This is a genomic window from Olivibacter sp. SA151, assembly GCF_054130995.1.
On the sequence record NZ_CP096391.1, the window covers coordinates 1,285,849 to 1,299,692 of the forward strand.

At 39.4% G+C, this 13,844-nt stretch carries 14 protein-coding genes; 9 read left to right on the top strand and 5 right to left on the bottom strand.

All coding sequences use genetic code 11. The features are described 5' to 3' along the window. The first annotated feature begins 14 nt into the window (after positions 1-14). Together M1D52_RS04920 and M1D52_RS04925 are read left to right on the top strand one after the other, a co-directional pair. Positions 15-452, top strand: a complete 438-nt coding sequence (locus M1D52_RS04920; protein WP_013663660.1) for a peptidylprolyl isomerase — start codon at positions 15-17, stop codon at positions 450-452. A gap of 33 nt (positions 453-485) precedes the next feature. Further along, positions 486-941, top strand: a complete 456-nt coding sequence (locus tag M1D52_RS04925) for a DUF5606 family protein (RefSeq protein ID WP_437394454.1) — start codon at positions 486-488, stop codon at positions 939-941. 316 nt (positions 942-1,257) lie between these two features. Here M1D52_RS04925 and rlmH read toward each other — a convergent pair whose 3' ends face one another. Further along, complete coding sequence (gene rlmH, locus M1D52_RS04930; RefSeq protein WP_013663657.1) at positions 1,258-1,734, bottom strand: 23S rRNA (pseudouridine(1915)-N(3))-methyltransferase RlmH; 477 nt, start codon at positions 1,732-1,734, stop codon at positions 1,258-1,260. 256 nt (positions 1,735-1,990) lie between these two features. Between rlmH and M1D52_RS04935 the strand changes: the two genes are divergently transcribed. The 7 genes from M1D52_RS04935 (at position 1,991) to fabG (ending at position 10,246) form a co-directional block, all read left to right on the top strand. Next, positions 1,991-2,881 carry a DUF3078 domain-containing protein gene (locus tag M1D52_RS04935; RefSeq protein ID WP_130857882.1) on the top strand — a complete coding sequence of 297 codons (891 nt, stop codon included), beginning with the start codon at positions 1,991-1,993 and terminating at the stop codon, positions 2,879-2,881. 112 nt (positions 2,882-2,993) lie between these two features. Further along, positions 2,994-4,811: a MutS-related protein gene (locus M1D52_RS04940; protein WP_437394453.1), complete on the top strand. Its 1,818-nt coding sequence runs from the start codon at positions 2,994-2,996 to the stop codon at positions 4,809-4,811. A gap of 334 nt (positions 4,812-5,145) precedes the next feature. After that, the gene (locus tag M1D52_RS04945) at positions 5,146-6,117 is read left to right on the top strand and encodes a ribonucleoside-diphosphate reductase small subunit (RefSeq protein WP_013663653.1); all 972 of its coding nucleotides are present in this window, start codon (positions 5,146-5,148) and stop codon (positions 6,115-6,117) included. 95 nt (positions 6,118-6,212) lie between these two features. Beyond that, positions 6,213-8,591, top strand: coding sequence for a ribonucleoside-diphosphate reductase subunit alpha (locus M1D52_RS04950; RefSeq protein ID WP_013663652.1), 2,379 nt, complete (start codon positions 6,213-6,215; stop codon positions 8,589-8,591). 165 nt (positions 8,592-8,756) lie between these two features. Continuing rightward, positions 8,757-8,972: a cysteine-rich CWC family protein gene (locus tag M1D52_RS04955; RefSeq protein WP_246860328.1), complete on the top strand. Its 216-nt coding sequence runs from the start codon at positions 8,757-8,759 to the stop codon at positions 8,970-8,972. Between the two features lies 1 nt (position 8,973). Continuing rightward, positions 8,974-9,360, top strand: a complete 387-nt coding sequence (locus M1D52_RS04960; protein ID WP_041387838.1) for an acyl-CoA thioesterase — start codon at positions 8,974-8,976, stop codon at positions 9,358-9,360. Between the two features lie 142 nt (positions 9,361-9,502). Further along, positions 9,503-10,246: a 3-oxoacyl-[acyl-carrier-protein] reductase gene (gene fabG, locus M1D52_RS04965; protein WP_130857885.1), complete on the top strand. Its 744-nt coding sequence runs from the start codon at positions 9,503-9,505 to the stop codon at positions 10,244-10,246. Between the two features lie 38 nt (positions 10,247-10,284). Here the strand turns inward: fabG and M1D52_RS04970 are convergent, their stop codons facing one another. From M1D52_RS04970 to M1D52_RS04985, 4 genes are all read right to left on the bottom strand, one after another. Beyond that, on the bottom strand, positions 10,285-10,584 hold the full coding sequence (locus M1D52_RS04970; RefSeq protein WP_041387025.1) for an FtsB family cell division protein: 300 nt from the start codon (positions 10,582-10,584) through the stop codon (positions 10,285-10,287). Positions 10,585-10,686: 102 nt separating this feature from the next. After that, entirely contained in the window at positions 10,687-11,979 is a 1,293-nt protein-coding gene (eno, locus tag M1D52_RS04975; protein ID WP_437394452.1) for a phosphopyruvate hydratase, read from the bottom strand. A 114-nt stretch (positions 11,980-12,093) separates the two neighbouring features. Then, positions 12,094-13,194: a glutamine-hydrolyzing carbamoyl-phosphate synthase small subunit gene (carA, locus tag M1D52_RS04980; protein ID WP_013663647.1), complete on the bottom strand. Its 1,101-nt coding sequence runs from the start codon at positions 13,192-13,194 to the stop codon at positions 12,094-12,096. A gap of 216 nt (positions 13,195-13,410) precedes the next feature. Continuing rightward, complete coding sequence (locus M1D52_RS04985) at positions 13,411-13,842, bottom strand: Dabb family protein (RefSeq protein WP_013663646.1); 432 nt, start codon at positions 13,840-13,842, stop codon at positions 13,411-13,413. Positions 13,843-13,844: the final 2 nt, after the last annotated feature.

The window sequence follows — 13,844 nt, forward strand, 5'->3', positions numbered from 1 at the left end:
TTAATAATACTGATATGAGTAAAGCAATTATAAAAACTGAGAAAGGTGATATGACGGTGCAATTTTATGATAAAGATGCACCTGGACATGTGGCAAATTTTATTAAACTCGCGAAATCCGGCTTTTATGATGGTACGGTATTTCATCGGGTGATTCCTGATTTTGTAATTCAGGGAGGAGACCCAACCGGTACGGGAGCAGGGGGACCGGGATATACCATCGACTGTGAATTAGATGGAGAGAATCAATACCACGATCGCGGTGTATTATCGATGGCTCATCGCGGTAGAAATACAGGTGGATCGCAATTTTTTATTTGTCATAGCAGAAATAATACCGCTCACCTGGATCGCAATCATACCTGCTTTGGCAAGGTTGTCGAAAATGTCGATGTTATTGATGACATCCGTCAGGGAGACAAAATTTTAAGTGTCGAAGTCATTGAGGAATAAGTGATATTGTAAACGTTTTAAAAAGGGATATAGATGAATTTAAGAGGAATAGTTTCCGTCACAGGACGTCCGGGTTTATTTAAGCTGATAGGACAAAACAAAACAGGTTTCATTTTGGAAAGCCTGGATGAAAAACGTGTGAAGATTGTTGTTAATATATCAACTGCAAAAATGGCTTCCTTGGAAGATATAACCATTTTTGGAACGGAAGACGATATTAAACTTGTCGACATTTTTGAAAAAATGAAAGGTCTATCGTCGTTGCCGGATGCAAAGAAAGATAGCGGTGACAAGTTGCGTGCGTTTTTTAATGAAGTTGCGCCGGATCACGATGAAGAACGTGTATACTCTTCCGATATTAAGAAAATAATTAACTGGTTTGTCATTTTAAAGGGATTTCCTTTGTTTGATGAAGAAGCTCCTGCTCCGCTTGAGGCTGAAGTTGTAGGGGAGGATAAAAAAGTAGAAAGAGAAGAACTCGCGAAATAGCGATCTGCATCCAATAAACGGGGGTGTCCTTTTTAGGCCCCCGTTACGTTTTAAAAGTAATCGCTGATTAAAGAATGAAAATAATCAATGCGGCTAAAGCAATGCCAATTACAATCATTATCCACATATTTTGACTTTCTTTACCGGTATTGATTCCCTTATAGTGATATTTTCTTGTGCTTGGTAATTTCATGAGATCCTCCTTTACAAAATGGTGAAAACCTGGTAGCTTTGTGATGAATTATTTTACTTAAGTGTTCTACTCCCTCATTTGTTTGATGAAAACTCATCAAAAATTCCATAAAAAAGTAAAAAATTACTCGTGATGATAAGGTTCGCCTCGAAGAATGCTAAACGCCCTGTATAACTGCTCGACGAAAAATAGGCGAATCATTTGGTGAGAAAAAGTCATGTTGGACAGAGAAAGCTTGTTTTTCTGAGCACGGACATATAGGCTGTTATCGAAGCCGTAGGGTCCGCCAATTATGAAGACTAAATGCTGGGTTCCATTCAACATGTGCCTTTCTAAATACTTAGCAAAATCAATCGACCGGGGAGCCATTCCTTTCTCGTCTAAAAGGACAATGGTATCTGTTGCGTTCAGTTGTTTTGAAATTTGTTCAGCTTCCTTGGCTTTTTGCTGATCAGGGGATAGATGCTTCGTATTCTTAATATCAGGGATAATAGTCATCGAGAAATTTATGTAATGCTTAAGTCTTTGCAGGTATTTGTCAATTCCTGTATTTAGATATGACTCATCCGTTTTTCCTATACAAAGCAAGGTGATTTTCATTTGTATTCAAGTGTTGCGTGCAGTGCAGCGTTTTATATGCCGTTTTTTACGATGTTAAATTTCGTACAATTGGAAATTAATACACAAAATAAAGGATATTAATACACAAATCCTTTTTTTATAAATAATAAATATATTTATTTTTTAATTTTGCGGAAAATTAATTAATGTGAAGGCTTAGGGGCGTTTGCTTCGGGCGTTTTTACAATTGTTAAACCATCGGTGCCAGTCTAAGCGCACCTAAAAATCATTTCCGATGAAAAAAGTCGTACTGTTAACATCTCTTTTTGTGTCACTTTTATGTTGTCTACATGCACAAGAAACAAATCCTGATTCTATTTGGAAAATTCATGGTGAGAATACATTTCTAATCAATCAGAGCACGTTTTCCAACTGGGCTGCAGGAGGAATAAATTCCTTATCGGCCAACTTAGTGCTGAACTATGATTTCAACTATAAGAAAGATAAATGGAGCTGGGATAACAAAGTTTTAGCGGCATATGGTTTGACCAAACAAAAAGATTTAGGCTGGCGGAAGAATGATGACCGTATTTTACTAAACAGCTTATTGGGATATCAGGCCGCGCCTAAGTGGCTATATACTTTCTTTATGAATTTCAACTCGCAGTTTGCAAATGGATACAATTATAATGCGGATGGAAGCAGAGAAGCGTTAATTTCTGCCGGATTGGCACCTGCGTACCTGAGTTTTGGCCCTGGTATTGCCTATAAAGAATCGGATAATTTCCGTTTCAATTTATCACCTGCATCCCCTAGGTTTGTTTTTGTAACTAATCAGGAACTTGCAGATCAAGGGGCCTTTGGAGTTGATCCAGGTAAAAAAAGCCGCTTTGAATTTGGTGCCTCTTTTGACGCTTACTATCGTAAAAATATCATGGAAAATATCGGCATAGAAAATATCCTACGCTTATACTCTAACTATTTAGAAGACCCAAAAAATGTGGATGTCGATTATACGCTCAATATTTTCATGAAGGTCAATCGATTTGTTTCCGTGAACGCCGGCGTTCAAATGATCTATGATGATAATACGGATGTTCCAAAAGAAAGGGACGGTGTGAATTACAAAGGAAAAGGTTTACAGGTTAAGCAAATTTTTGGAGCTGGTTTTACCTATAAATTCTAGACGTACATAGAGCCGATATTGGTTTTTTTACATCCCGAACCGTTAGCTGCAGTTCGGGATTTTTTTATTTCACCTATCGGTAATTCAATTTTAAGCCTTATCTTAGAAAGCTATGAATACCCCTATTGTTGCATTTTACCAAGAAAAACGCCAGCTGACACAAGATAAAATCAAGCGCTTTAATCGTATTATTAATCGGCTATCTTTCGCCCGATTAGCATTAATTCTAGGAGGAGGTGTAGTTTTATTTAAGGTGGTACAATCAGAAAGTGTCTGGTTGACGCTTATATCTTCTTTTCTGATTCTCATTGTATTTATGTGGCTGGTAGCGAAGCAAAGTAAGTTGACCAAAGATAAGGAGGAAGCAGAAGATGATTTAACAATAGTAGAGAATGAGTTGAATTGCCAAGCTGGGACGACGAGCATTTATAGTGATGGCGCCGAATTTATTAATGATAAACATGGATATACCAGTGATTTAGATGTTTTTGGAATCAATTCAATTTATCACAGAATAAATCGGGCTGCGACAATAGACGGGAGAAGTATGCTAGCTCGTTGGTTGTCTGTCGCAGCAACTAATAAAGAGATTGCAGATCGCCAGCAAGCGGTGAAAGAACTCGAAGAAGATCCTTCTTGGGGGTTGAACTTTTTAGCTCGATTAGTTTTCGCCCTAAAAGAACAATCTAATTTCAAAGATACCCTGGTCAGCTATTTGAATAAACCCTATGCCGATTTTGGAAATAGCTTGTTGCGCTTTTATACAAAGGTAGCGCCTTATATTTTGTCAATAAATATTGCCTTGTCGTTCTTTTATGGGACTCCTTTTTCAAACATTGCCCCGCTTTTGTTTATATTTAATATTTTGCTTACGATGGCCTATGCCGGAAAGGTTTCACAGATCGCCGCCGGTATTGGTCGGATGGGAAACTTACTGGAACGTTTTGGAAAGGTATATGAAAGCGTTGAACGTCGAGGATGGCAAGCCGATTTGCTAAAAGACGGTTTGCTGTCTAAAGGACAAAAGGAAGGGGAGAAGACCATATCACAAAGCATTAGAGAGCTCGGATCGTTGATTAACAAACTGGACTACCGTTTAAACATACTGGTAGCGACTTTTCTGAACGGTATTTTCCTTTGGGACTTTAGGCAAGTCTTCGCCATTTTGGATTGGCGTAAAACCCATCATTATGAGATGGCAAAGTTGTTTGATGAATTGGCTTGCTTAGAGGCCTTGGTAAGTTTTGCTTTTATAAGGATTAATGATCCTTCGTGGAATTATCCGCGTATTATACCAACCGATGCTCATATCCTGCAGGCCGAAGGTCTAAGACATCCGCTCATTCCTACGGTCAGTTCTGTGCCAAATGACTATTCTTTAGATGGTCATCGTCTGGCTTTAATCACCGGGTCTAATATGGCGGGGAAGAGCACCTTTCTTCGAACAGTAGGCGCCAATATGGTATTAGCGCTTAGCGGGGCACCCGTTTGTGCGCTGCATTTAGAGCTTTCAGTAATGCATATTATTACCTACATGCGTATCCGGGATTCATTGAATGAAAGTACTTCAACCTTTAAGGCAGAGCTAGATCGATTGGATATGATTCTAAAAGTGGTTAATACGCAAAAGAACACTTTCTTTTTGGTGGACGAAATGTTACGAGGCACCAATTCAGTTGACAAATATTTAGGCTCTAAAGCAGTTATAGAAAAGCTAATAAAAGACCGGGGGGTTGGTATGGTTGCCACTCATGATCTTCAGTTAGCGAAATTAGAAGACACCAATCCCGGCTATTTGAAAAATTATCATTTCGATATACAGGTGATAGAGGGGGAAATGGTTTTCGATTATAAGTTGAAAGAAGGCGCTTGTAAGATTTTCAATGCCTCTATGCTTCTCAAAAAGATTGGAATTGACATTTCACTTTAAGTGTGTGAATAACTAACACATTGTGCAAAACTTCGATTAACGCTCGAAGCTTTCAAAGATTATCTTTGTTAGAAGATCAAGGATATGTTCTTTGAAATACTTAGTCAGCGATTATGTTGTTAATGAATTTCCAATAAAGCACGGGCTTGTAACCATTTTCTAAGCTGTTTCCCTGGTTTAAAAGCATTTCAAAAGCCGGTACAAGTACTAGATTTCCGCTGAATAAGTAATCATCGTTTCTATTAAATTTTAATTGACGGTTTCTTTGGGTAAAGGAGATTAGCCGTGAGGACGATTATCTTTTTATAAATGCCTATACATAAAACGTAAAACTATGAGCCAAGAAAATGAAGTATTGTTAAGAGAAAATAAAGATCGATTTGTAATCCTTCCGATTAATTATCCGGCGATTTGGGATATGTACAAAAAGCACGAAGCGAGTTTCTGGACGGCTGAAGAAATTGATTTATCCGGCGACTTAAAGGATTGGGCAAACCTAAATGATGGAGAGCGCCATTTTATATCGCATGTTCTTGCTTTTTTTGCGGCGAGTGATGGGATTGTGAACGAAAACCTGGCCATAAATTTTATGAGCGAGGTGCAACTGCCGGAGGCTAGGAGCTTTTATGGATTTCAGATCGCGATGGAGAATATTCATTCTGAAACTTATGCTCTACTGATCGATACTTATGTAAAAGATCCCGTTGAAAAAGATCGGTTATTCCATGCCATAGAAACGGTTGAATGTGTTAAGAAAAAGGCGGAATGGGCTTTACGTTGGATTGAAAATGGCTCTTTTGCTGAACGCCTAGTTGCTTTTGCAGCGGTGGAGGGCATTTTCTTCTCCGGTAGTTTTTGCGCTATTTTCTGGCTAAAAAAGAGAGGGTTGATGCCTGGTTTGACATTTAGTAATGAATTGATTTCACGTGACGAAGGTTTGCATTGCGAATTTGCATGCTTATTGTATAGTATGTTGGAAGCTAAGCTTCCGAAAGAACGCGTACAGGAGATCATTATTGATGCAGTAGAAATTGAAAAAGAGTTTATAACGGATGCCTTGCCTGTTAAACTTATCGGAATGAACGCCGATTTGATGAAGCAGTATATCGAATTTGTGGCCGATAGGTGGTTGGTAGAACTTGGTAATAGCAAATACTATAACGCTACTAATCCATTTGATTTTATGGAACTTATATCCCTGCAAGGCAAAACAAATTTCTTTGAGAAACGTGTAGGAGATTATCAGAAGAGCGGCGTTACCGGAGAAAAAGGAAAAGCCAGCTTTTCTTTGGATGAGGATTTTTAATTAAAGCCATCAGCGATCGGAAGTCGGAAATCGGTTTCTGGAAAAAAGAAAATGTTCTAAATACTGACAGCTAAAAGCTAATAAAGGAGAAAAATATGTATGTAATTAAGCGAGATGGACGTTCCGAGTCCGTAAAATTTGACAAGATAACGGCACGAATTGAAAAGCTGTGCTACGGTTTAAATCCTGATTTAGTGGATCCTATTGATGTTGCACGAAAGGTAATCGAGGGTTTATACGATGGGGTTACCACTTCAGAGCTGGATAATTTGGCTGCTGAAACAGCTGCGTCTTTAACCACTAAACACCCGGATTATGCCTTATTGGCCTCTAGAATTGCCGTCTCCAACTTACATAAAAATACAGTTAAGTCTTTTTCGGAAACGATGAGCTTGCTCTATCATTACATCGACCCGAAAACAGGAAAGCCAGCTCCGTTAATAGCAGATGATGTTTACGAGGTGATTCAGGCGAATGCCATGGAGCTAGACAGCCATATTATTTACGATCGGGATTTCAGTTTCGATTATTTTGGATTTAAAACGCTGGAAAAGTCGTATCTGTTAAAGCTGAATGGGAAAATTGCCGAAAGACCACAGCATTTATTTATGCGTGTAGCAGTAGGTATTCATAAACATGATATCGAAAGTGTTATCAAAACCTACGACTTGCTGAGTGAACGTTGGTTTACGCATGCAACACCCACACTGTTTAATGCGGGTACACCGAAGCCGCAAATGTCATCTTGTTTCCTGTTGACTATGAAAGATGATAGTATCGAGGGAATTTATGATACCTTGAAACAAACAGCGAAGATTTCCCAAAGTGCAGGTGGTATTGGATTAAGCATTCATAACGTACGCGCTACGGGAGCCTATATCAGTGGTACGAATGGCACAAGTAATGGAATCATCCCCATGTTACGTGTTTTCAATGATACCGCTCGGTACGTTGACCAAGGTGGTGGTAAACGTAAAGGAGCCTTTGCTATATATCTTGAACCTTGGCACGCAGATGTTTATGATTTTATCGATTTGCGGAAGAACCACGGTAAGGAAGAATTAAGGGCACGCGATTTATTTTTAGCCCTATGGGTGCCGGATTTATTCATGAAACGCGTGGAAGAGAATGGCGAATGGAGTTTGTTTTCGCCTGATGAAGCTCCAGGCCTAGCAGAATGCCATGGAGAGGCTTTTGAAAAACTATATGAGCAGTATGAGCGTGAAGGAAGGGCTAGGAAAATAGTAAAGGCACAGGATCTCTGGTTTGCTATTTTGGATGCCCAGATTGAAACAGGAACCCCTTATCTCTTGTATAAAGATGCGGCTAACGGAAAATCGAATCAGCAAAATCTCGGTACCATCAAGAGTTCCAATCTATGTACTGAAATTATAGAATATACGTCGGCTGATGAAGTAGCTGTTTGTAACCTGGCTTCTCTTGCTTTACCGAGATATGTAGATAATGGTGAATTCGATCATCAAAAGTTGTTTGATATCACGTACCAAGTGACCATCAATCTCAACCGTATTATTGATAATAATTATTATCCGGTGGATGAGGCCCGTAATTCCAATCTTCGTCACCGCCCTGTCGGATTGGGCGTGCAGGGATTAGCAGATACCTTTATATTAATGCGTATGCCTTTTGAAAGCGAGGCTGCGAAGCAACTTAATAAGGATATTTTTGAGACGATTTACTTTGCAGCAATGACTGCCTCGAAAGATTTGGCAGTGAAAGAAGGCCCCTACGAGAGCTTCAAAGGTTCCCCACTTTCACAAGGTAAATTCCAGTTTGATTTGTGGAATGTTAAACCGGATAGTGGTAGATGGGACTGGGAAGGCTTACGTAAAGAAATTAAGAAACACGGTGTAAGAAATTCGTTGCTGGTTGCACCGATGCCGACAGCATCGACTTCGCAAATATTAGGTAATAATGAGTGTTTTGAACCCTATACCTCTAATATATATACCCGTCGGGTATTGAGTGGAGAATTTGTAATTGTTAACAAACATCTTTTACGTGATCTTGTGGAGCTCGGTTTGTGGAATAATGAGATGAAGAACCGTATTATTGCGGCCAATGGATCTATTCAGGACATCAACGAAATTCCTGCAGATATCAAGGAATTGTACAAGACTGTTTGGGAGATTAAAATGAGAAACATCATTGATATGGCTGCCGATAGAGGTGCCTTTATCTGCCAGTCGCAATCACTTAATCTATTCGTTAATACACCTACGACGGCGAAATTAACCTCTATGCATTTCTATGCATGGAAAAAGGGGCTTAAGACAGGTATGTATTATCTGCGCACTCAAGCGGCTACGCAAGCAGTTAAGTTTACAGTTGAAAATCAAGCAGGTAAGAATATGGAACCGGTTATTCCTGCAAAAATAGAATCAGTTCCGGACGATATTCCAACAGGAGCGGTATGCTCAATGGAAGAAGGCTGCATAACCTGCGGCTCTTAGGGTCAGAAAGCGCTTATTCGTATATAGGTCTCTCAAAAAAATGGAAAAGCTCCTAAGAATCATCTTGGGAGCTTTTTTAGGTAAATTTTTCCCATGATGAATAATCAATTTTATATACGGTATTCATCTTGCATATGAAATGCAATTTATCTAAGTTTGGAAACCTTGAAATCAACTTTCGTCAAACATGAAATTGTTCTCTGTGAACGTTGTGGCACCTCGATCGAATGTCGGGCAAACTCGTATTCCAAATGTCAATGCAGCGCCGTGGAGCTGTCTGTCAATGAGGTACAATATATAAGTGAACGATACGATAATTGTCTCTGCGCAGCGTGCTTGCAAGCGTTGAAGCAAGAATATATAGAAACGAATGAACTATAAAATGACCCTGGAAGAAAAAATAAAACAATCAGAGACAAGTATTTTTAAAGCTGTTTTTCCTAATACAACGAATCACTATGATACACTATACGGTGGAACGGCTATGGCTTTAATGGATGAAGTTGCTTTCATTACCGGAACACGTTTTTGTAGAAAGCGATTGGTCACTGTTTCCTCTGACCGGATTGATTTTACAAAGCCAATACCGGCAGGTACCATTGTTGAACTCATTGGAAAAGTAGAAAAAGTAGGACGTACAAGTTTAAAAATAGGGGTGGAAATCTTTGTCGAGCAGATGTACGAAGAACATCGCGAAATCGCTATAAAAGGAACTTTCACTTTCGTAGCAATCGATCAAGATAAGAACCCAATACCTGTTCTAGACTAGCTCCATTTTATATTAGCCATTCGCTAGGTTTTGCAAGTTCACGATTGCATGCAATCAGTCTCACAATAAATTAATGGCAGCTTATTCCAAAGTTGTCAGGAATATCTTATTTTTAGCGTCTAAAATTTTAAGAATACAACGAATGAAATTACTCGAAGGAAAAACGGCATTGGTGACCGGTGCGTCCAAAGGTATTGGTAGAAAAATAGCTGAGAAGTTTGCCGAACAGGGAGCCAATGTGGCTTTTACGTATCTGTCTTCAGTTGAAAAAGGGCAAGCGCTGGAAGAGGAGCTGCAATCCTTTGGTACGAAGGTTAAAGGATATCGTTCAGATGCATCCAAGTTTGATGAAGCAGAGGAGCTTATAGGTAATGTTGTGAAGGAATTTGGTACTATAGACATTGTGGTGAACAATGCCGGTATAACCAAAGATGGTTTGTTGATGCGTATGACAGAAGAAAATTGGGACGAGGTTATTGATGTTAATTTAAAGTCTGTTTTTAATATAACAAAGGCCGTTTCGAAGGTTATGATGAAGGCTAGAAAAGGTTCTATCATAAACATGAGTTCAGTAGTTGGTGTGCAGGGAAATGCAGGGCAAGCAAACTATGCGGCGTCCAAGGCCGGAATCATTGGTTTTTCCAAATCAATGGCAAAGGAATTGGGGTCGCGTAATATAAGAACCAATGTAATAGCTCCAGGATTTATCCGAACAGAAATGACCGATGTACTGGACCCGAAAGTTGTAGAAGGTTGGGAAGCAAATATACCGCTAAAGCGTGCAGGAGAAACAGAAGACGTCGCAAATGCTTGCTTATTTCTAGCTTCAGATTTATCTTCTTATATAAATGGTCAGGTAGTCTCCGTTTGCGGGGGTATGTTGTAAGAAAGGTACAGTGACGAGAACGAGCACAAACAGTAAGCCTATTCGCTAGGCTTGCTATTTTCAATGATAAAGATGTCTTCGTTGTCTTTTTTCATCAAATATTTTTCTCGCGCAAATTTTTGAAGCCTTGTAAGATTGGAGGTAAGTTCCTCCAAGTCTTTTTTCACGATGGCTGTTTCCCGTATATAGAACTCTTTTTCATCCTTTAAGTTTTTTAACTGCGATTGATATTTGTACTGGGAAGTGATATCATTTCGGTCAAAGAAAAGCATCCAGACGATAAATGCGATAGTTGCAATGATGTATTTGTTTCTAGCAATGTTGATTAATTGTTTCATGTCTGTGCTCCTTTCCTTCGCAAACCTAAGCATAAAATTTTACAATAAAAAAGACCTGCAATCAATTTGATTACAGGTCTTTTATTAACTGCTAAAAGTTGTTTATTTAGCAAATTTGAAGCTTTTTCCTAAAAACTTAGCATTACTGCCTAACTCTTCTTCAATACGTAATAATTGATTATATTTCGCCATCCGATCAGAACGGGATGCTGAACCTGTCTTGATTTGTCCACAGTTCAATGCAACTGCTAAGTCTGCAATAGTGTTATCTTCAGTTTCGCCCGAACGATGCGACATAACTGATGTGTAACTATTCGTTTGTGCTAAGCTAACCGCATCGATAGTTTCTGTTAAAGAACCTATCTGATTTACTTTCACCAAAATAGAGTTCGCTGTATCGTTGTCAATTCCCTGTTGAAGGCGTTTTACATTTGTAACGAATAAATCATCGCCTACTAATTGAACTCTTGCACCAATTTTCTCGGTTAACAATTTCCAGCCATTCCAATCGTCTTCGGCCATACCATCTTCAATTGAAATAATAGGATATTTCTCTGTTAATTGTGCCAAATAGTCCGCTTGTTCTGCACTGCTACGTACGGCCCCTTTATCTCCCTCAAATTTTGTGTAGTCATATTGACCATCTTTATAGAATTCTGATGAAGCACAATCAAGCGCCAAGCAAATTTGATCGCCTGGTTTATAACCGGCTTTTTCGATCGCTTTTAGAATCGTCTCGATCGCATCCTCTGTTCCATCAAAGGTCGGAGCGAAACCACCTTCATCGCCTACCGCGGTTGACAAGCCTCTATCGTGTAAGATCGACTTTAGATTGTGAAAGACCTCTGCTCCCCAACGAAGCGCTTCAGAAAAAGAGGGCGCACCAACAGGCATGATCATAAACTCTTGAAATGCAATAGGTGCATCGGAGTGCGATCCGCCATTAATAATATTCATCATTGGGATCGGTAAAGTGTTTGCATTCACACCGCCAATATATCTATATAGGGGTTGACGACTTTCTTGTGCTGCGGCTTTTGCAACGGCTAAAGAGACGCCTAGAATAGCGTTCGCACCTAAGTTTCCTTTATTTTCAGAGTCATCCAGCTCAATCATGATTTTATCTATCGCGTTTTGTTCGAAAACGTCGATACCTCTTAAAGCTTCTGCGATTTTAGTATTTACATTCTCGACAGCTTTCAATACCCCTTTCCCTAAATATCTTGATTTATCGCCATCGCGCAATTCTACCGCTTCATGCATTCCCGTAGACGCGCCGGAAGGAACAGCTGCACGTCCAACGAAACCGTTCTCAGTTGTTACATCTACTTCTACTGTTGGGTTTCCGCGCGAATCTAATATCTGCCGCGCATGTACATCAATAATTGAACTCATTTTGAATTTTTTTTAATATGGGTTTGAGCTAGCTTCGTGTCTTTTTTACACGAAGCGTATTCTATTTCAAATATATTCTTTTACAGCTTAATAACAAAATTAAACCACCTTAATTTACGCTGTCAGCATGGCTGTGAAATCGTCAAAAAGATATCTTGAATCATGTGGGCCTGGCGACGATTCCGGGTGGTACTGAACAGAGAATGCTTTTTTCCCCTTTACGCGAATCCCTTCAATCGATTTGTCGTTTAAGTTAACATGCGTAATTTCAACTGTATCCGAATTACGCACGTCATCGGCTACGACCCCAAAGCCGTGGTTTTGGCTTGTGATTTCACATCGATCCGCGATGATGTTTTTGACAGGATGGTTGATGCCACGATGACCATTGAACATTTTTTCTGTTCTAATTCCATTAGCTAAAGCTAATAGTTGATGGCCTAAGCAGATGCCAAACATAGGTTTGTCGGCTTTTAGTATTTCTTTAACGGTTTCCAGTGCATATGGCATTGCGGCAGGGTCTCCGGGACCGTTGGAAATGAAGTAGCCGTCAGGAGTCCAGCTTTCCATTTCGGCAAACGTAGTTTTAGCAGGAAACACTTTGACATATACATCTCTATCGCAAAAATTGCGTAGTATATTTTTCTTTACGCCCAAATCAAGTACGGCAACCCGGTAACGAGCATTTTCATCCCCGAAGTGATAAGCTTGTTTAGTAGACACTTGTGTCGAAAGTTCCAGTCCCTCCATAGAAGGCACTTCTTTCAGCTTTGCTTTGAGCGCATCAATGTCTAGTATTTCAGAAGAAATAATAGCATTCATGGCTCCCTTATTTCTGATATGTCTTACGAGTGCGCGAGTGTCAACATCCGAAATTCCAACCAAATTTCCATCCTGGAAATAACCCTGTATTGATTCCTTTGCAAGTTTACGACTAAAGGGCACACTGTAATTTTTACAAACAAGTCCTGCAATCTGTATTTGATTTGACTCGATCTCTTCCTCAGCGGTTCCGTAGTTACCAATGTGCGCATTTGTGGTTACCATGATTTGGCCAAAGTAAGAAGGATCCGTAAAAATTTCCTGGTAACCTGTCATACCGGTATTAAAACAGATTTCTCCGGTAGTGGTGCCAATTTTTCCGGCAGCTTTACCATGGTAAACTGTGCCATCTTCTAAAAGTAAAATTGCAGGCAGTTTAGTGTAATTACTCATTTTTTATATACTGATTTATGTTCTTTGTTTCCTTCTGATCATCCATACAAAAAAAACGGCCTTTAGAGGCCGATAGACTTTTAATATGAATAAAAAATAATGGGTGTGCCGGAATAAATCCGGTTAAAATCGATAAGGATATGAAGCCGCTTACTTCAATTTTCACGAGGGACAAAGATACGCAAAATTTATCATATCCGCGAAAAAAATAAAAAGCTATTTAAGAACCGAATCATGTACGACCACCTTTTCCCAATATTGACTGTATTGTTCAATTGCTTTCAAATGAATTGGATGCGTTCCATAGGTCTCCAAATCTTCAAGCGAATTAAAATATACCAATAAATTATAGGTAAAGCTATTGTCCACTACATCCCGTGGTGTGCTATTTGCTGCTTTGCCATAGTGGAGCGATTTGATATTCGGCACTTTTCGCAGTTCTTCGAAAAATCCGGTGAAATCATTAATTTCTTTTTCAGATAGTCCTTTTTTTAACCAGAAAAGAACGTAGTGCGTAATAACTTCCTGTTTGTTTTTGCTCATGTTTTTACTGATATGGTTATTAATGCCGGCTTGTGTTAGCATAGGAGTCGCAGCTATGGCTGCTACTAAGCCCGATGATCGTTTAATAAAGAGACGCCTTTTCATTA

What these genes read in the sequence shown, in the direction of transcription:
- M1D52_RS04960 (WP_041387838.1), top strand. Translation starts at nt 8,974, where the DNA reads ATGACCCTGGAAGAAAAAATAAAACAATCAGAGACAAGTATTTTTAAA.
- M1D52_RS04925 (WP_437394454.1), top strand. Translation starts at nt 486, where the DNA reads ATGAATTTAAGAGGAATAGTTTCCGTCACAGGACGTCCGGGTTTATTT.
- M1D52_RS04935 (WP_130857882.1), top strand. Translation starts at nt 1,991, where the DNA reads ATGAAAAAAGTCGTACTGTTAACATCTCTTTTTGTGTCACTTTTATGT.
- M1D52_RS04970 (WP_041387025.1), bottom strand. Translation starts at nt 10,584, where the DNA reads ATGAAACAATTAATCAACATTGCTAGAAACAAATACATCATTGCAACT.
- M1D52_RS04920 (WP_013663660.1), top strand. Translation starts at nt 15, where the DNA reads ATGAGTAAAGCAATTATAAAAACTGAGAAAGGTGATATGACGGTGCAA.
- rlmH (WP_013663657.1), bottom strand. Translation starts at nt 1,734, where the DNA reads ATGAAAATCACCTTGCTTTGTATAGGAAAAACGGATGAGTCATATCTA.
- fabG (WP_130857885.1), top strand. Translation starts at nt 9,503, where the DNA reads ATGAAATTACTCGAAGGAAAAACGGCATTGGTGACCGGTGCGTCCAAA.
- M1D52_RS04940 (WP_437394453.1), top strand. Translation starts at nt 2,994, where the DNA reads ATGAATACCCCTATTGTTGCATTTTACCAAGAAAAACGCCAGCTGACA.
- carA (WP_013663647.1), bottom strand. Translation starts at nt 13,194, where the DNA reads ATGAGTAATTACACTAAACTGCCTGCAATTTTACTTTTAGAAGATGGC.
- M1D52_RS04945 (WP_013663653.1), top strand. Translation starts at nt 5,146, where the DNA reads ATGAGCCAAGAAAATGAAGTATTGTTAAGAGAAAATAAAGATCGATTT.
- M1D52_RS04985 (WP_013663646.1), bottom strand. Translation starts at nt 13,842, where the DNA reads ATGAAAAGGCGTCTCTTTATTAAACGATCATCGGGCTTAGTAGCAGCC.
- eno (WP_437394452.1), bottom strand. Translation starts at nt 11,979, where the DNA reads ATGAGTTCAATTATTGATGTACATGCGCGGCAGATATTAGATTCGCGC.
- M1D52_RS04950 (WP_013663652.1), top strand. Translation starts at nt 6,213, where the DNA reads ATGTATGTAATTAAGCGAGATGGACGTTCCGAGTCCGTAAAATTTGAC.